This window comes from Nocardia sp. CNS-044 (assembly GCF_059570515.1).
Genome location: NZ_JCANSX010000010.1, coordinates 468,062 through 484,764 on the forward strand (window position 1 = coordinate 468,062; position 16,703 = coordinate 484,764).

The 16,703-nt window shown below is 70.8% G+C and carries 14 protein-coding genes; 7 read left to right on the forward strand and 7 right to left on the reverse strand.

The features are described 5' to 3' along the window. Positions 1 to 90: 90 nt before the first annotated feature. Positions 91 to 3,528 (reverse strand): exodeoxyribonuclease V subunit gamma, encoded by a 3,438-nt coding sequence (gene recC, locus T333_RS28065; protein ID WP_496426369.1) that lies wholly within the window; start codon positions 3,526 to 3,528, stop codon positions 91 to 93. Between the two features lie 179 nt (positions 3,529 to 3,707). On the opposite strand from recC, the gene T333_RS28070 reads away from it, so the two are divergent. Further along, complete coding sequence (locus tag T333_RS28070) at positions 3,708 to 3,914, forward strand: hypothetical protein (RefSeq protein ID WP_496426370.1); 207 nt, start codon at positions 3,708 to 3,710, stop codon at positions 3,912 to 3,914. 153 nt (positions 3,915 to 4,067) lie between these two features. Continuing rightward, positions 4,068 to 4,907 carry a serine hydrolase gene (locus T333_RS28075; protein ID WP_496426371.1) on the forward strand — a complete coding sequence of 280 codons (840 nt, stop codon included), beginning with the start codon at positions 4,068 to 4,070 and terminating at the stop codon, positions 4,905 to 4,907. Positions 4,908 to 4,914: 7 nt separating this feature from the next. Here T333_RS28075 and T333_RS28080 read toward each other — a convergent pair whose 3' ends face one another. Next, complete coding sequence (locus T333_RS28080) at positions 4,915 to 6,402, reverse strand: cytochrome P450 (protein WP_496426372.1); 1,488 nt, start codon at positions 6,400 to 6,402, stop codon at positions 4,915 to 4,917. A gap of 232 nt (positions 6,403 to 6,634) precedes the next feature. Here T333_RS28080 and T333_RS28085 point away from each other — a divergent pair, with 232 nt between their 5' ends. After that, on the forward strand, positions 6,635 to 8,068 hold the full coding sequence (locus tag T333_RS28085; RefSeq protein ID WP_355003636.1) for an NAD(P)/FAD-dependent oxidoreductase: 1,434 nt from the start codon (positions 6,635 to 6,637) through the stop codon (positions 8,066 to 8,068). Positions 8,069 to 8,264: 196 nt separating this feature from the next. Then, entirely contained in the window at positions 8,265 to 9,038 is a 774-nt protein-coding gene (locus T333_RS28090; RefSeq protein WP_357249164.1) for a hypothetical protein, read from the forward strand. 162 nt (positions 9,039 to 9,200) lie between these two features. Here the strand turns inward: T333_RS28090 and T333_RS28095 are convergent, their stop codons facing one another. The 4 genes from T333_RS28095 to T333_RS28110 all read right to left on the reverse strand — a co-directional run bounded on the left by T333_RS28095 (position 9,201) and on the right by T333_RS28110 (position 12,310). Further along, complete coding sequence (locus T333_RS28095; RefSeq protein ID WP_496426373.1) at positions 9,201 to 9,905, reverse strand: urease accessory protein UreD; 705 nt, start codon at positions 9,903 to 9,905, stop codon at positions 9,201 to 9,203. Continuing rightward, the gene (gene ureG / locus T333_RS28100; protein WP_496426374.1) at positions 9,895 to 10,635 is read right to left on the reverse strand and encodes an urease accessory protein UreG; all 741 of its coding nucleotides are present in this window, start codon (positions 10,633 to 10,635) and stop codon (positions 9,895 to 9,897) included. The genes T333_RS28095 and ureG overlap by 11 nt, the downstream gene beginning before the upstream one ends. 29 nt (positions 10,636 to 10,664) lie before the next feature. Further along, positions 10,665 to 11,315 carry an urease accessory protein UreF gene (locus tag T333_RS28105; RefSeq protein ID WP_355003639.1) on the reverse strand — a complete coding sequence of 217 codons (651 nt, stop codon included), beginning with the start codon at positions 11,313 to 11,315 and terminating at the stop codon, positions 10,665 to 10,667. Between the two features lie 119 nt (positions 11,316 to 11,434). Then, positions 11,435 to 12,310, reverse strand: coding sequence for an SDR family NAD(P)-dependent oxidoreductase (locus T333_RS28110; RefSeq protein WP_355003640.1), 876 nt, complete (start codon positions 12,308 to 12,310; stop codon positions 11,435 to 11,437). 93 nt (positions 12,311 to 12,403) lie between these two features. On the opposite strand from T333_RS28110, the gene T333_RS28115 reads away from it, so the two are divergent. After that, entirely contained in the window at positions 12,404 to 13,135 is a 732-nt protein-coding gene (locus tag T333_RS28115; protein WP_496426375.1) for a hypothetical protein, read from the forward strand. 203 nt (positions 13,136 to 13,338) lie between these two features. Here T333_RS28115 and T333_RS28120 read toward each other — a convergent pair whose 3' ends face one another. Continuing rightward, a complete protein-coding gene (locus T333_RS28120) occupies positions 13,339 to 14,829 on the reverse strand; it encodes an MFS transporter (protein WP_496426376.1) in 1,491 nt (496 codons plus the stop codon). 91 nt (positions 14,830 to 14,920) lie between these two features. Here T333_RS28120 and T333_RS28125 point away from each other — a divergent pair, with 91 nt between their 5' ends. Beyond that, positions 14,921 to 15,595 carry a TetR/AcrR family transcriptional regulator gene (locus T333_RS28125; protein WP_355003643.1) on the forward strand — a complete coding sequence of 225 codons (675 nt, stop codon included), beginning with the start codon at positions 14,921 to 14,923 and terminating at the stop codon, positions 15,593 to 15,595. A 34-nt stretch (positions 15,596 to 15,629) separates the two neighbouring features. Beyond that, positions 15,630 to 16,625 carry a zinc-binding dehydrogenase gene (locus T333_RS28130; RefSeq protein WP_496426408.1) on the forward strand — a complete coding sequence of 332 codons (996 nt, stop codon included), beginning with the start codon at positions 15,630 to 15,632 and terminating at the stop codon, positions 16,623 to 16,625. Positions 16,626 to 16,703: the final 78 nt, after the last annotated feature.

Here is a 16,703-nt window from a genome sequence, read left to right on the forward strand (position 1 = left end):
ATCGCCCGGAGGAATCGCACCACGTTCGCTCGGGAACGCGCGCAGACACGCCGGGACGGCGTCGGGACCTGCGCGGGGGCGGCGTCGGGATCACGGCTGCCCCTGGCTTTCCGCGCCGAGCAGCGGCGCCCACAGGCGGCGGCCCAGCGCACCGAACCGGGTGCTCTCCCCCGGCTCGCCCGCCGGAGCGGGGGCTTCCATCAAGTGCTCCAGCCGCGGCGCCGAGCCCCACACGTAGCGCAGGTGGCGGTCGGTGTGGTCGCCGAAAGCACCGGGACCGTTGGGGCCGCCGTTGAATTCGCGTTCGGCCGCGGCGAAGGCCTCCTCGGCGGTCGCGCCGCGGAAGCGACGTTCGGCGTAGGCCGCGGTCGCGGCCGGGGCGACGGGCAGCGGCTCGGTCAGACCCGCGTCGCGCAGCTTCACCAGCTCACGCAGGATCGCCACCGCGGCGGGCGCGTCCGGCGCGGTGAGTACGGAACGCCATGCCGGGCGGCCGAATTGGCCGCGCCCGGTGGTGACGGCGCGCCAGGAGCGGTCCTCGGTCGCGGCGAGCGCGAGCAGCGCGACCCACGCGGCGATGCGATGTTTCGGGGCCAAGCGCGAGAAGGTGGTGCGCACCAACGTTTCTCCGCGCACCTCGGGCACGGTGCCGGTGAGCCTACGGCCGTTGCCGAGATCGATGGCGACGTCGACGGCCCTCGCCTGTCCCTCGTAGTCCGGCAGCGAGGCGCGCACCAGCTTGTCCACGGTGTGCTCGATCTCGTCCAGCACCGCGCCGCCGAGCCCGAACGGCGGCAGGGTGCCGCGCCGCCACTCCGCGGCGCGCAGCCCGTTCGGATCGGCGCCGGTGAGCCGCGCGGTCAGCATGCGTTCGCCCAGTTCCCATTTCGCGAGGCCGTCCAGTTCGATGGGCAGGCGGTCGGCGATGTCCTCTTCGTGTTCGGGCACCCGCAGGCCGAGCCGCTGCCACAGGAAGGCGCGCACCGGATGTTCGGCGAAGGAAATCAAGTCGGCGAGCGCTACATCCGACGGTTCCGGCATGGGCAGCGGTTCCGGCAGGAAGACGGGCCGAGACTGGGGCGGGCGACCCGCGGCCAGCGCGCCCGCCAGCGCGACCGTGTCGAAGCTGAACGGCCGATCGCCGTGAAAGTTGCGACGGTCGAAGCCTTGCAGCGGGTGCCGGGTGAGCACGGCGTCCATGCCCGCCGCGCCGACGTGGGCGCGCAGCGCGTCCAGCAGTTCGGCGACCGGGATCGCCGGCGGGCGGTGCGCGCCGCTGACCGGGTCGGCGCCGGTGTGGAACAGCACCAGCTTCTCCCGCGCCGCGAGCACGGCGTCCAGCAGCAGCTGCCGATCCTCGCTGCGCGGATCGCGTTCGCCGAGAAGGGGATCGCGCGCGAGCACGTCGTCACCGTCCACGCCGCCCGCGCGCGGGAACACCTCGTCGTCGAGCCCGAGCAGCACCACCACGCGGTGCGGCACCGACCGCATCGGGACCATGGTGCACACGGTGAGCTCGCCGGTGCGGAAGTTCGCGCGGGTGGGCTGGGCGGCCAGCCTGCTCGACAGCAGCACGGCCACGTCGGCCAGTCGCAGCGGCACCGCGCCCGCGTGTTCGGTGGCCGCGGCGATCTCCCTGCGCGCCTCGGTGCGCACCCAGGCTTGACTGTCGGGGACGTCGGTGAGCAGGTCCAGCGCCCGGCCGAGCACAGCGGCCCACTCGTGCGCCGGACGCGGACCGCGCAGATCGCGCAGGCACACCGCGAGGCGATCGACGAACTCCGCGAACCGACCGGCGAGATCGACGTCGTTGCTGTCCACGTCGTCCAGCGGAAGCGCGAGATCCAGCCAGTCGTCGGCGGATTCGTCGGCGGTGACGCCGAGCAGGATCCGGTCGACCGCGCCGTTCAGCGTGTTCTGGGCGAAATCGGCCAGCCCGAACGCCTGGCGCTGGCGCTGCCCGATCCCCCAGCGAGCACCGGATTCGGCGGCCCAGCCACGCAGCCGCTCGATCGCGTCGTCGTCGAATCCGCAACGGCGGCGGACGGTTTCGGACGCGGCGAGATCGAGCACCTGGGTGACGGTGACGCGCCCGTCGGCCAGCTCCAGCAGCACGCCGATCACCGCGAGCAGCGGATTGGTCACGCCGCGGCCGCGGTCGGCCAGTCGCACCCGCAGCGAGTGCGCGGGATGGGCTGCGTCGGTGCTGGTTTCGCCGGAACCCGCGCGCGAGCCGAACGCGGCGCGCACCAGCGGCGCGTACGCCTCCACCTCCGGGCACATGATCAGCACGTCGCGCGGTTCCAGCGTGGGATCGGCCGCGAACAGGCCGAGCAGGCATTCGCGCAGGACCTCGACCTGCCTGGACGGCCCGTGGCAAGCGTGCACCCGCACGCTGTCGTCGGCGGGGACGAGCTCGGTCGGCGGCCACACGTCGTCGCGGATGCCCGCCTGCAACGCGGCGAGCAGCGAGGTCGGCGACTGCCGGACACCACGCTCCCCCGGTGCCGAGATCGCAGCCCGCACCACGTCGTTCGTGCGATCGGCCGCGATCCGCGATTCCGCTCCGGCGACATTCGCGTCATACAGCGAGAGGTGCGTATCCGACCCGGCCGCCGCGGGTCCGGACAATCGCTGCTGCAACTCGCGCACATCCCGCGCCAGCCCGGCGAGCAGCGGATGACGCACCGACCGCCCGGACGCGTCGGCCGCGCGGGACGCCGCGGGCGACAGCCGCGCGATCGCCGACCACATGACCGGGCTCGGATGTGCCAGCCACAAGTGCACGTCCCTGGTGTGCCCGAGCGCCGCGAGAACCGCCAGCTGATCGGCGGGCAACCGGGTCACCCCGAACAGCGAAAGTCGTTGCGGCAGTGCGACGAGTTCGGGTTCGGCGCGCAGCCTGGCGCAGGCCGCGTCCAATCGCTCGGCGGGACTCGGCAGGCCGATCTCGGCGCGCAACCGCCGCCACAGCGTGGGCTGCCACAGCAGATCGTCGGGGACCGGACGGCCCGCGCCATCGGTGTCGGCGCCCGCCGCCCACTCGGCGATCAGCGCCGGTCGCTGGGCGCCGTAACTGTCGAACAGCGCGGCCAGATGCGCCGCGGTGGCGTAGCGCCTGCCGATCCGGTGGTCGCGACCGGACGGGTCGGCGCCGCCCAGGTGGCGGGCGAGCACCGCGCACCACGGTTCGCCGAGCGCGGCGTCGATCACCCGCAGCAGAGTCCATACGGTGCGCTGCGGCGACCACGGATCGTCGTCCTGGGCCACACCGGCACTCGCCGCGAGCGCCTCGGCGACCAGCGCCGCCGGGGTCGGGAACCGGATATTCGCCGCGACACCGTCGCTGCCGCTTGCCGAGACGCCGAGCACCGCGGACAGCCGCTGAGTGAGCCAGCGCTCCACACCCTTGGCGGGCACCGCGACGACTTCCGCCGCGAACGGATCCGGCTGCGGCGTCGCCAACAGTTCGGCCAGCGCGTCCGCCAGGGCGTCGGCGCGCTCGGCCCGGTGGATGTGCAGCGGCATTGCACGTTTATACGCCAGCGACCGTCGCGCAACCGCGCCGCCCCGTCCGTCGACGAGTGAATTGAGCCACACGCGAACGGAATCCTCGGCCGTGTCACGCCGGACCCGTCGGACCCGTGTGCCAGAGTGCTGGTCCGGGGAGGAACGGGAGAGCTGCATCGAAAGGCTGGTTCGCGTTCATGGATGCGATGGTGATTCCCCTATTGCCGAGAGGCGGCTTCACGGTCCGCCGGATCGGTGACCGATGGGAACTCGTCAACTCACGCCACTACGGCCGCACCGTCGTCCTGCACACCTGGCCGCGCGACCGCCACACCGAGGCGTTCGAGCACTGCTATCGGCTCAACGGACGCACCGTCGAGGAACTGCGCGCCGCCTTCACCTGAATCGCGGCGCGACGAAACTCGCTGCGGTACAAGCGCGCAACGGTCGCCTTAACACACCTTCCTGCCGAGCTCAAGACGTGCGTCAGCGGCGCGGATGTGCGATCGTGGTCCCTCGTGCGTTACCCCATGGCCGCCACCCGGACAGTTCCCCGCGTGGCCGCATCCGCCTGTGTCCTGGCCGCCGCGGCGATCTTGATCCCGAGTGCGCCCGCCCTGCTCCCCGGTACCGCCGCGCCGCGCGCCTCCGCCGCGTGCCTGGCCGGCTTCGATTGCGACATGAGCAGTCGCATCGCCGCGGTCGACGCCTACCTGAAGACGCGCCCCGGCGTCACGGGCTACGTCGTGCGCGACCGGGTGACCGGCGGGGTGTACGCGAACGAGCACGCCGAGAATTCCGTGTGGACGGCCTCCACCATCAAGCTCGCGATCGCCGCCGATCTGCTGAATCGCGCCCGCGTCGGCGCCATCGCGCTCTCGCCGGAAGACCGCAATCTGCTGGAGGCCATGCTCGCCACCTCCAATGACGCCGCTGCCGACCTGCTCTGGAACAAGTACGCCGGCTTCGACCGGATGGCGTACAACAACGCCTTCCGCGCCAACGGCATGGTCTCGCTCGTCCCGCAGCCCACCAGCACCGCGCTCTTCCCCGACTGGTCGTTCCAGAAGTGCACCGCCGCCGACCTGGACCGGCTGATGGATCACGTGCTCACCGGGATGCACCCCGACGACCGCAACTACCTGCTCGACCGGATGCGCTCGGTCGACTACAACCAGCACTGGGGCGTCTGGGGCGCGGGCGCCCGCATGCGGCCGGGACTCAAGAACGGCTGGTCGGCCGAGCAGGGCGGCTGGGTGGTCAACTCGGTCGGCTTCGCCGGCCCCGACGAGCGGTACACGCTGGCGATCATGAGCTCGCTCGGCGACGCGGGCGGTTACACCGAGGGAGCCGAGACCGACACCAAGGTCGCGGAAATGCTGCTCGCCGGTCGCTGACCAGCGGTCACGCGCGGCGGCGCAGCACCATGGGGGCGCCGTCGCGCGGGAACGGAATCGTGGTGAATCCCCACGGCATTCGATAGTCGCCGGGGATCTCCCACTCGTATTCGCGCACCATCGCCGAGATCAGGGTCTTCACCTCGAAGGTGCCGAAGTGCATGCCGATGCACTTGTGCGCGCCCGCGCCGAAGGGCAGCCACGCCAGCCGGTGCGAGTGGTCCTCGCGGCGCGGTTCGGCGAAGCGCAGCGGATCGAACACCTCGGGCCTTGTCCACAGCTCGGGCAGCAGGTGGTTGACCTGATAGGCCAGGTCGACCGCGGTGCCCGCGGGAATGTAGTGGCCGAGGATCTCGGTGTCGCGCACGGCGCGGCGCACCAGACCCGGCACCGGCGGCATCAACCGCAGCGACTCCTTGACCACGAGGTCCAGATCGTGCAGGCGGTCCAGGTCCGCGATGGTCGTTGCGACGTCGCCGGTTTCGGCATCCACCGCGAGCACCTCCGCGCGTACCCTGCGCTGCCATTCCGGATGTTTGCCCAGGTAGTAGGCGACCGCGGTGGCGGTGGTCGTCGTGGTGTCGTGGGCGGCCATGATCAGGAAGATCATGTGGTTCACCACGTCGGCGTCGGAGAACACCGCGCCGTCCTCGCTGCGGGCGTGGCACAGGCCGGAGAAGAAGTCCGCGTCCTGCGAGCGCCGTTTGGCGGGCAGCATCTCGGTGAAGTACTGCTCGAGCACGCGCCTGCCACGCAGGCCCGCGCGCCAGTGCCCGCCGGGAACCGGGTGGCGCACGATCGACAGACCGGCGTGCGTGCAGTCGACGAAGGCGTCGATGAGGTCGCGCCGCCGCGCGCCGACGTCGACCGCCATGAAGGTCTCCCCCGCGATCTCGAGCGTCAACTCTTTGACGGTCGGGTAGAGCCGCACGGTGGTCCGGTCGCGGCCGGGCGGCACCCAGCGCGCCACCGCCGCCCGCGCTATCGGTGTCAGGGTCGCCAGATGCGCGGCGAGGCGTTCCCTGGTGAAGGCCTGCTGCATGATCCTGCGGTGGTACATGTGCTCGTCGAATTCGAGCAGCAGCAGCCCGCGCCGGAAGAACGGGCCGATGAAGTAGTCCCAGCCCTGGCCGAAATCGCGGCGGCGGCTGCCGAGGACCTCGTCGATCGCCTCCGGACCGGACACCAGCACCCGGTCGATGCCGAGCGAGGTGTTCAACGCCACCGGTCCGTAGCGGCGGTGGCGGTCCACCATCTCGGCGGGCCCCCACCGCATGTAGTGCAACGCGCGGCCGAGATAAGGCAGCCCGATATCGCCGTGCACCGGAACGGTCGTGCTGCCGCGCGGCGGGGCGGCCAGCACCCGGTGGCGTTCGGGCAGCCTGCGCAGCACGCGATCGATGACGCTCGCCTGGGGAATGTCGATGAGATCCGCGTTCTCCGATGCGGCGCGCACGCTGCGCTTTCGGACGGCGACCCGGTCTTCTGCGACCATCGCACACCTCCCTGAACGACAGCATTCATCGTATTCTCTTCTTCGCAGTCGTTCAGGCGGATCGGGCGCCGTGACCTTCACTTCCGCGGCCCGCCGACGGTGAGGCTTCACCGCACCACACGCCCGGATCGGGGATCTCGTCGTGACGGTCCAGGGCGGGCCGACTACGGTTGAACGTTGTCGGTAACCGTTCGCGGGGGAACGAGCCCCCCGATTGTCGAGGAGCAGGACGATGAGCACTCAGTCTGTCGAGAACCGTCGTCACAAGGTCGTGGTGATCGGCTCGGGCTTCGGCGGCCTGTTCGGCACCAAGCACCTCAAGCGCGCCGACGTGGACATCACCCTGATCTCCAAGACCTCCACGCACCTGTTCCAGCCGCTGCTCTACCAGGTCGCCACCGGCATCCTCTCGGTCGGCGAGATCGCGCCAGCGACCCGGCTCGTGCTCAGAAAGCAGCGCAACGCCCAGGTGCTGCTCGGCGACGTGATCGACATCGACCTAGCGGAGAAGACGGTCACCTCACGGTTGCTGAACCAGAACACGGTCACGCCGTTCGACAGCCTGATCGTCGCCACCGGCGCGCAGCAGTCGTACTTCGGCAACGACCAGTTCGCCACCTACGCCCCCGGCATGAAGACCATCGACGACGCGCTGGAACTGCGCGGCCGCATCCTCGGCGCGTTCGAGGGCGCGGAACTGGCGACCACCCAGGAACTGCGCGACCGGCTGCTGACCTTCGTCGTCATCGGCGCCGGACCGACGGGCGTCGAATTGGCCGGGCAGATCGCCGAACTCGCCGACCGCACGCTCGAGGGCACCTTCCACAACATCGATCCGCGCGACGCGCGGGTCATCCTGATCGAGGGCGCGGGCGCGGTGCTCGGCCCGATGGGCCCGAAGCTGGGCGGCAAGGCCAAGCGCAGGCTCGAGAACATGGGTGTGGAGATCCAGCTCAACGCCATGGTCACCGACATCGACGCGCACGGCGTCACGGTGAAAGACGCCGACGGCACGATCCGCCGGATCGAATCCGCGTGCAAGGTCTGGTCGGCGGGCGTGCAGGCGAGCCCGCTGGGCAAGATGCTCGCCGAGCGCTCCGAGGGCACCGAGGTGGACCGGGCCGGGCGCGTCGTCGTCGAACCCGATCTCACCATCAAGGGCCACCCCAACGTTTTCGTGGTCGGCGACCTGATGGCCGTGCCCGGCGTGCCGGGTCAGGCGCAGGGCGCGATCCAGGGCGCGACCTACGCCGCCAAGCAGATCAAGGCCGGGCTCAAGGGCCAGGCGCCCGCGGAACGCAAGCCGTTCAAGTACTTCAACAAAGGCAGCATGGCCACCGTGTCGCGGTTCAGCGCCGTCTGCCAGGTCGGCAAGCTGGAGTTCGGCGGCTTCATCGCGTGGCTGGCCTGGCTCGCGCTGCACCTGTACTACCTGGTCGGCTACCGCAGCCGGATCATCACGGTGATCCAGTGGTTCGTCACCTTCCTCGGACGCACCCGCGGCCAGATGGCCGCCACCGAGCAGTGGGTGTTCGCGCGGCTCGCCTTGGAACAGGTCAACGAGGATCAGGAAGAGGCCGACGAACTCGCGGCCGCGCTCGGCGCGCCGCCCGCGAGCAACGGTCGCGCGCCGGGCAAAGCGGCGACAGACCGCGCGGTCTCCTAACTTTCCCGGAGTTCCTGTCCAGCGGGGATGACATCACCCCGCCATTCGATCAGCGGTCGAATGGCGGGGTTTTCGCGTGTCCAGCAATCATCAAGCAACGCCAACTCGCCTGTCGTGTGCGCGTTTCCACCAATCCGTGCGGCCCGCGGGTCCGAATGTGGAACGTCGAGCATGTCAGCTACGAAGAAAGGTGAGTATGGCCACAGGCAAGCACAGAGCTCCCAACCCGCAGCGGCAGAAGGTGGGCTCGATGGTCGCGGCGGGTGCTGTCCCCCTGGTGTTGGCGCTCGTCGGCACCGGAACCGCCAATGCCGCGCCCGCGGAGACGAATCCGGTCACCCAGCCCGATCAGCCGGCGCAGTGGCCCGCGGCCGACGCGCCCAACACCATTCCGTACGAGGGTCTCGATATTCCCGACAACACCCTCAGTTCGCTGCAGTGGTCGCGGCCCGCGCCGGATCGAAGCTACCTCGCGCCGGTCGGTGTGCTGCACGCGCCGGTCCCGGTGGCACCGGTTCCGCCGATCGCACCGCCGCCGGGTCAGTTCCGCTTCGGTGACGTCACGGTTCCCACACCCGACTGGATCAACACCGAACAGGCGATCCAGATCAACGACAACTCCGCCATGGTCGAGGCGAATCTCGCGACGTTCCTCGACTCGATCGGCATGGAGCGCAGCCGGTCCGACCGCATCGCCAGTCAGACCGTCGGCACCGCGGCCATGGGCGCGGTGGCGGGTGCCGGCGCGGCGGTGCCGTTGGCGCTCACCTCGGCGATGACCGGCGCAGCGGTCGGTCTGGTGGCCGGTCTGGCGTTGATGCCGGTCGGCCTCGTCGCGGGTCCGGCGCTCGGTGCGGCGGTCGGCGCCGCGGCGATCACCATTCCGGCAGCCGCCCTCGGCGCGGCCGCCGGTGCCGCTGTCGGCGCGGTCTCCGCCTTCAACGCCCCTTCGCGGGTAGTCGGCGACTGAACGCGCGGAAGGCGCTTCCGGCCACCACGAAAGGTTTGCCGGAAGTCAGAGCACAGGGCGGGGTTTCGACATCAGGTCGGAGCCCCGCCCTTTCGATTTCGCGAGCGACCGGGTTCCTCAGGCACTGAAGAGCACTGCGGCTTCTCGCGTTACGCGAGAGGGTCACGCGGTGGCGGGCGCCGAAACCGCCGCGTCGCTCAGGGTTCGCGGGCTCGTCGTGGCGCTCAGCCGCGCGCCCACCGCCGTGAACAGGCTTCCGCCCGCCGCGAGCGGCAGGCGCGTCGCATGGAGTCCGAAGGTTTCGACCGGCCGATCATCGGGGTAGACGAGTTCGCTGTCCAGGGCGCGCGACGCCGAGAGGGCATCGTCTGTGGCGGCGGCGCAGCCGAGTCCGAGACGGTGGCGCAGCAGCGGAAGGCCGTCCAGGTCGGCGATCAGGTCGCCGCGCCAGGCACCTCGGTCCTCCCCGGCACGTCCGATCTGCACCCGTTCGCGTAACCGGAGACGGGCGTCGGCCGCGAGCCGAACGGTGGTGACCGCCCGGTGGTCCGCGCCGCCCGCCACGATGAGCGGTTCCGTCTCGACGTCCAGGTCGCCGCCTTCGGCGACTTCGAAACGCCAGCGCGCGAACGAGATTCGGGTCGCGGCGGCGGGCAGCGCGATGGTCGCCGCGACCGAGCGCACGGCGAGCCGGGCTCCCTGGCCCACCGTCACCGAGATGTGCAGTTCGTCGCCGCCCAGCGGGGTGGCGGCCGTGCCGACCAAGTGCACGGTATGCGGACCGGTTCGGCGCGCGGCGAGTCCGCCGGACGCGTGGATTTCCGGGAGCGCGTCCGCCGTCGCGACGATCCTGAGGTCAGTGCGCAACGGTCGCCGCGTCTCCCGCGCCGCGGTCCGGTTCCCTCGGCGCGGCATCGTGTCGCGCGGCTGCGGCGAGTTGTTCGCGCACCCAGGCCAGCACCGGGGTCGCGGCCGGGTCCTCCGTCAGCGAGAGCAGTGCGGTCGGCCTGCCCTCGCGCACCTTCGCCGCGTCGCGCTCCATCACGCCGAGGTCGGCGCCGACCAGCGGGGCGAGGTCGGTCTTGTTGACCACCAACAGATCCGAGAAGGTGACGCCGGGGCCGCCCTTGCGCGGCACCTTGTCGCCGCCCGCCACGTCGACGACGAAGATCTGCACGTCGATCAGGCCGGAGGAGAACGTCGCCGTGAGGTTGTCGCCGCCGGATTCCACCAGGATCAGATCCAGCGGCGGGTTGGCCGCGATCAGGTCGTCGATGGCGTCCAGGTTGGCGGTGATGTCGTCGCGGATGGCGGTGTGCGGGCAGCCGCCGGTCTGCACGGCGGTGATGCGCTCGTCCGGCAGCACCGCGTGGCGGCGCAGGAAGTCCGCGTCCTCGGTGGTGTAGATGTCGTTGGTCAGCACGGCGAGCGACAGTTCCCCGCGCAGCTGCCTGCACAGCGCCGCGACCAGCGCCGTCTTGCCCGAGCCGACCGGGCCGCCGATCCCGATGCGCAGCGGCTCCCCCGCCGTCCGCGCCCGCTTCGGCCGGTCGTGCGAATGATGGTGCGGTTCACTGTCGATCAGGTGCGGTGGCATGCGGCATCTCCTTGTCTCGGGAACGTCGGTCAGCTGGCGAACAGCGGCATGGCGCGGTGCCGGTGCAGTTCGGCGAGCGCGTCCTGCAGCGGATCCGACAGGGCGGCGAGACCTTCGGCCGCCTCGGCGGCGGTGCGGTCGCAGAGCTCGGCCAGCCGGACGGTGCAGGCGGCCACGGCCGCGGGATCGAGCGCGAGCAATCGCTGGGCGGCGGTGGCGGCGCCGGTGAGCGTGGTGTAGACGACGACATCGGCCGTCTCGCGCGGGGTCACCGCGCAGGCGCGACCGACCGCGCCGAATACCGTGGACAGGTGCGGGCGTGCCGCGAGCTCGTTCCAATCATGTTGTGGCCACACCTGTTTGGCCAGCCGCAACAGCCCGCGACCCTGTGCGCGGGAGGCGGACCGCGCCGCGGGCGAGGGTGTGCGGGCGTCGGCCTCCGCGTCCGCGCGGCGCGGATCGAGATCGCCCGCGCAGACCGCCGCGGCCAGCGACGCGGCGACCAGGCCGGAGGTCCGCACGCGGCGGCGCAGATACGCCTCGACCGTCGCGACGTCGCGCACCAGTCCGGCGGCAACGGCTTCTTCGACGCCGCCCGAGTGCACGTGCCCGCCGATCGGCAGCCGCGAGTCGGCCAAGGCGAACAGCGTCGCCGGGCTCGTCGCACCTGTCTGCCGCATCGCTCGACCCTATGCGCACCTTCGCCTCCGCTCCAGCCGTACGCGATTTTGCCGACCGACTACGTTCAGCCGCGCATTCTCCGAATACCTTCGCCTTCGCTCGACGCGGGATGCCGGGCTTACGCGTCGCCGCGACGGTAGGCGCGGGCCCAGAAACGCCTGGCCTGGCCCCTGGTGAGGTCGGTCCAGGCCTGAACGGGCGCCGACCACCACGGCGCGATGTCGGACGGTTTGGCGGTGACGGCGTGGCAGACGAGGTCCGACGCCTCGTCGACGGTGAGCCCGGGCACCCGGCTGAAGTCGGTGGGCGCGCTCATCCTGGTGTGCACGAGCGGCATGTAGATCGACGTGGTGGTCAGTCCGTCGATGGCGATCTCGGCGGCGACGCTGCGCAGCCACACGTCGAAGGCCGCTTTCGACGCGCCATAGGCGGCCCACCGCGGGGCGGGCGGCATCAGGACACCCCAGGTGGACATGTTGACGATGTGCCCGCTGCCCCGAGATCGCATGGCGGGCAACAGGGACAGCAGCAGGCGGACCGGACCGAGATAGTTCACGTCGATGGTCCGGGTGAAATCGTGGAAACGGTCGTAGGATTCGTCGATCGGACGGCGAATCGACTTGCCCGCGTTGTTGATCAGCACGTCGATGTGGTCGTGCGCGGCGAGCAGCTCTGCGGCGAGGCGGTCCACCGCCTCCATGTCGGTCATGTCGGTCGGATAGACGTGCGCGACGCCGCCCGCGGCGGCGATCTCGGCGGCCAGCCGTTCGAGTTCGGCGGCGGACCGGGCGACCAGCAGCACGGTCGCGCCCGCCGCGGCGAGCTTGCGCGTGCTGGCTTTGCCGATCCCGTGCGAGGCGCCGGTGATCAGCACGTTGCGTCCGGCGACCGCGGCGCGCAGGTCTTCGCCGGACGGACGCGAGTGCGGGTAGAGCAGCTTGGCGGCCACCCGTTCGGCGAGCGGTCGCCCGCGGGTGGGCTCGGTCTCGGACACTCCACCAATGTATGGCGCGCTGGGGGTTTCTACCCGGTACTAGGCGTAGAAACCCGGCGGCGCCGGGCCCTGCCGGTGCGGGAAGATTCGACGATGTCGTCACAACCTTCCCGTCCGGCGGGAATCGGCGCCTGGATCGCCAGGGTGATCGCCATCGTGCTGCTCGTTCCCGTTCGCCTGCTCTGGGAAGGCGTGCGCCTGCTCGGGCGACTGCTCGCCGCGGCCTGCTACTACTTCGTCACCCGCCTGCTCGCGCCCGTGGCCCGATTCGTCTGGTACTGGGTGATCCGTCCGATCTGGCTGTTCTTCAAGGACTTTCTCTGGGGCTGGGTGCTGCAGCACGTGCTGTGGGGTCTGGTGCTGACGCCATTGGTCGCGCTGCTGCTCGACTATTTCCTGCGTCCACTGCGCCAGGCCATCGAGCGCTGGCTGTGGCGCGCGCTGTTGCGGCCCGCACTGGCGTGGTTGTGGCGGGCGGTGCTGGAACCGCTGGTCGGCCTGCTGCTCGCGACGGTGTACTGGCTCGGCAAGTGGTGCGTGGTCTGGCCGCTGGTGCAGCTGGGGCGCTGGGTGCTGCGTCCTCTGTGGATGCTGACGCGCGCGGTGCTGAGCTACGCGTGGCGGGTGGCGACCGTCATCGTCGGGGTGCTGGTCGTGGCGCCGTGCCGTTTCGTCTACCGCACCGTGCTGCGTCCGCTGCTGCTCGTCCTGGCCGCGGTCTGGGTCGTCGTGGTCGTGCGTCCGTTGCGCTGGGTGCACGGCAATGTGATCACACCGGTCAACCGGTGGGCCGCGGAGATACTGACCGGAGTGTTCGGCCGCTGACACCGGCCGAGACAGCCGACGACAGCGCCGCCGGACGCGATCCGTCGACAGCCCGCGCACGGCGGAATTACGCCGAAACAGCACCGCCGGACGCAGTCCGTGACGAGCCCGGGCATAGCCGGAGCGAAGGCGGGAGTACACCGAAACAGCACCGCCGGACGCAGTCCGTCCGCAGCCCGCGCCGGGCGGACCGGAGGTATGCCTTACCCGGCGCGCGTCGGCCGCCGGGTCGCCACCCACGCCACGATCGCCATCAGCACCAGCAGCCCCGCGCCCGCGGTCGTCGCGACGTGCATGCCGTCGACGAACGAGGCGGCCGCGCTGTGCACCAGTTCCTCGTCGGCGCCCGCGTGCTGGATCGTCTCGCCCAGCGTCGAGTCGTAGTCGCCGCCGGAACGGAAGACCAGCGCCGCGAGCGAGCCGAGCAGCGCGAGGCCGAGCGCGTTGCCGAGTTCGAAGCTCGTCTCCGAGATGCCGACCGCCGAGCCCGCCCGCTCCGGCGGCACCGACGACACGGCGACATCGGAGACCAGGGTGAACGCCAGGCCGTATCCGACACCCGCGATGGTCGAGCCCACTAGGTACCAGCCGACCCCGCCGTCCACACCGACACCGAGCAACATCAGGTTGCCCAGCGCCGACGCGAGCAGTGCGAGCACGAAGGTGGCTCGGACGCCGATCCGCTGTCCGACGCGGGCGCCGCCCATCGAGCAGATGAACACCGCGACCGCCATCGGGATGCCGAGCAAGGCGGCGGCGAGCGGGTCGCGGCCGGTGACCGACTGCAGGTAGACGCTGGTCAGATAGCTCAGCGCCGCCAGCGACATCATGCCCACCAGACTGGAGCCGATAGCGACGGAGAACTGCGCGCGCCGGAAGAGCCGCAGGTCGAGCAGCGGTTCGGCGAGGGTGCGCTGTCTGCGCACGAAGACGATCAGCACCGCGACGCCGACCAATCCGATGACGATGCCCGCCGCGTCGATGCCTTCCGAGGCGGCGTGCTTGACGGCGTAGACCACCGGCAGGATGCCGCCGATGGACAGCGCGACGCTCGGCAGATCCAGCGGGCCGAGCGCTCCCGAGCGGTGCTCGGGCAACAGGAACGGCCCGAACGCCAGCAGGACCAGCAGCACCGGAAGGTTGATGAGAAAGACCGCGCCCCACCAGAAGTGGTGTAGCAGCAGTCCGCCGATGATCGGGCCGACCGCGGAGCCGCCCGCGAAGAACGCCGTCCACACGCCGATCGCGGCGGCCCGCTCGCGCGCGTCGGGGAAGAGACTCGAGATCAGTGCGAGGCTGGACGGCAGCAGCGTCGCGCCGCCGATGCCCATCAGCGCCCTCGCCGCGATCAGCACGCCCGCGGTGGGCGCGAAAGCCGCGAGCACCGAGGCGATGCCGAACACGGTGGCGCCGATCAGCAGGATGTTGCGCCGTCCGATCCGGTCGCCGAGATTGCCCATGGTGATCAGCAGGCCTGCGATGAGGAAGCCGTAGATGTCGAGAATCCACAACTGCTGCGCCGCGGACGGGTCGAGGTCGACGGTGAGCGTGGGCATGGCCAGGAACAGCACCGAGATGTCCATCGACACCAGCAGCACCGGCAGCAGCAGCACCGCGAGCCCGAGCCAGGCGCGCCGTGAGCCGACAGCGACGGACGACCCGTGCGCAGGCCGCACTGTCTCCAGGTCTGTCATCCCGATTTCCTCTCCCGTGTCGCGTACGCCGTACGCATGAGTCCGGGTACAGTGTACGCATCCTGGCCCGGAGCCGAAAGCGAGTCATGGGATGACCGAGCCGAAGCTGAACCGCGTCGCCATCGTCGACACCGCGATCGCCCTCGCGGACGACGAGGGACTCGACGCGGTGTCCATGCGCCGCATCGCCGATCGAATGGGCGTCGGCGCGATGTCGCTGTACCGCCACGTCGCCAACAAGGACGAACTCATCGCGGCGATGACCGACGAAGTCACCCGCCGCCACCCTTATCCGTCGACCGAAGGGCAGGGTTGGACTTGGCGCGACCGCGTCCACATCGCAGCCGAGATCGACTGGGAGCTCTACCAGCGCCACCCCTGGGTCATCCTGACCTTCGCGATGCCCCGCTACAGCTTCGGCCCGCACAGCATGGCCTGCCTCGCCTGGCTGGTCGAGGGCTTCCGTGAGCTGGACGTCACTCCGCGCGAGGCCATGCAGATGGCGTTCTCGGTGTGGAACTACATCTCGGGCGCGACCCTGCCGCAGGTCAGTTCGGCGCTGATGACTCGAAAGGGCATCGAGACCGACGGCGACAACGGGCTGCGCGCGCTGCTGGAGGGCACGCCGAACGGACCGGTCCCCGCCGCCCTCGCCGAGCTGCAAGGCGCGGGTGTCAGCGATCTCACCTCCGAGGACCTGTTGTTCTCCGGTCTCGACGCGCTGTGCGACGGATTCGCCGCGCGGGTCCGGCACCGCACGGCTTGACCCCAACCTCGCTCGAGGTTGCAGGGTGAGCACCATGCACGCGATCCGACTGCACGCCTTCGGGCCCGCCGAGAATCTCCGCTACGACACCCTCCCCGATCCCGAACCGGGGCCCGGCCAGGTCCGCATCGCGGTCGCCGCGGCCGGGGTACACGTCGTCGACACCGCGCTGCGCCGCGGTATGCCGGGACCCTATCCGGCACCGGAGTTGCCGACCGTGCCCGGCCGGGAGGTCGCGGGCACGGTCGATCGGGTCGGCGCGGGCGTCGACCCGGACTGGCTCGGGAAGCCGGTGGTCGCGCATCTCGGTTCGGCGCCCGGCGGGTATGCCGAGCTCACGGTCGTGGACGTGGCTCGCCTGCACCGGATTCCGGAGAATCTTGGCCCCGCCGAGGCGGTCGCGATGATCGGCACCGGGCGGACCACGATGGGCATCCTGCAGTTCGCCGACGTCGGTCCGGACAGCGTCGCGGTGGTGACCGCGGCCGCGGGCGGCATCGGAACCCTGCTGGTGCAATATCTGAAAGCGGTGGGCGCCACCGTGGTCGGGCTCGCGGGCGGTCCGCAGAAGGCAACTCGGGTGACCGGCAACGGCGCCGACATCGCCGTCGACTACCTGCTGCCGGACTGGCCCGAACGGGTGCGCACCCAGCTCGGCGACCGTGCCGCGACCCTCGTCTTCGACGCCGTCGGCGGCGAAACCGCAAAGGCCGCCGTCGATCTCCTCGCCAAGGGCGGCAGCCACCTGGTCTACGGTTTCGCCCGAAAAGGACCGAACGACGGCACGGCACTGACCTTCACCGAAGACGAGCTGGCCGAGCGGGGCATCACCTCGCAGGTCGTGCTCGGGCCGCCGATGCTGCGGCGAGTCGGCGGTGACATCCGCGTCCTCGAGGACCGTGCCATGGCGGAGGCGGCCGCCGGGCGCCTGCGCCCCGCGCTGCACCGCTTCGACCTCGCGGACGCGGCGGACGCACACCGCGCCATCGAAATTCGCGCCACCATGGGCAAAGTCGTGCTCATCCCCTGACCAGTGGCTGGCCTCAGCGGGCCAATCCGACCACGTTCGACAGTGGCCCGCCTCGGTGATCACCGGCCCGCCGCAGAC

Bases quoted from the DNA above. Each gene is read 5' to 3' on its own strand.
- recC (WP_496426369.1), bottom strand. From the start codon at position 3,528: ATGCCGCTGCACATCCACCGGGCCGAGCGCGCCGACGCCCTGGCGGAC.
- T333_RS28070 (WP_496426370.1), top strand. From the start codon at position 3,708: ATGGATGCGATGGTGATTCCCCTATTGCCGAGAGGCGGCTTCACGGTC.
- T333_RS28080 (WP_496426372.1), bottom strand. From the start codon at position 6,402: ATGGTCGCAGAAGACCGGGTCGCCGTCCGAAAGCGCAGCGTGCGCGCC.
- T333_RS28085 (WP_355003636.1), top strand. From the start codon at position 6,635: ATGAGCACTCAGTCTGTCGAGAACCGTCGTCACAAGGTCGTGGTGATC.
- T333_RS28090 (WP_357249164.1), top strand. From the start codon at position 8,265: ATGGCCACAGGCAAGCACAGAGCTCCCAACCCGCAGCGGCAGAAGGTG.
- ureG (WP_496426374.1), bottom strand. From the start codon at position 10,635: ATGCCACCGCACCTGATCGACAGTGAACCGCACCATCATTCGCACGAC.
- T333_RS28105 (WP_355003639.1), bottom strand. From the start codon at position 11,315: ATGCGGCAGACAGGTGCGACGAGCCCGGCGACGCTGTTCGCCTTGGCC.
- T333_RS28115 (WP_496426375.1), top strand. From the start codon at position 12,404: ATGTCGTCACAACCTTCCCGTCCGGCGGGAATCGGCGCCTGGATCGCC.
- T333_RS28120 (WP_496426376.1), bottom strand. From the start codon at position 14,829: ATGACAGACCTGGAGACAGTGCGGCCTGCGCACGGGTCGTCCGTCGCT.
- T333_RS28125 (WP_355003643.1), top strand. From the start codon at position 14,921: ATGACCGAGCCGAAGCTGAACCGCGTCGCCATCGTCGACACCGCGATC.
- T333_RS28130 (WP_496426408.1), top strand. From the start codon at position 15,630: ATGCACGCGATCCGACTGCACGCCTTCGGGCCCGCCGAGAATCTCCGC.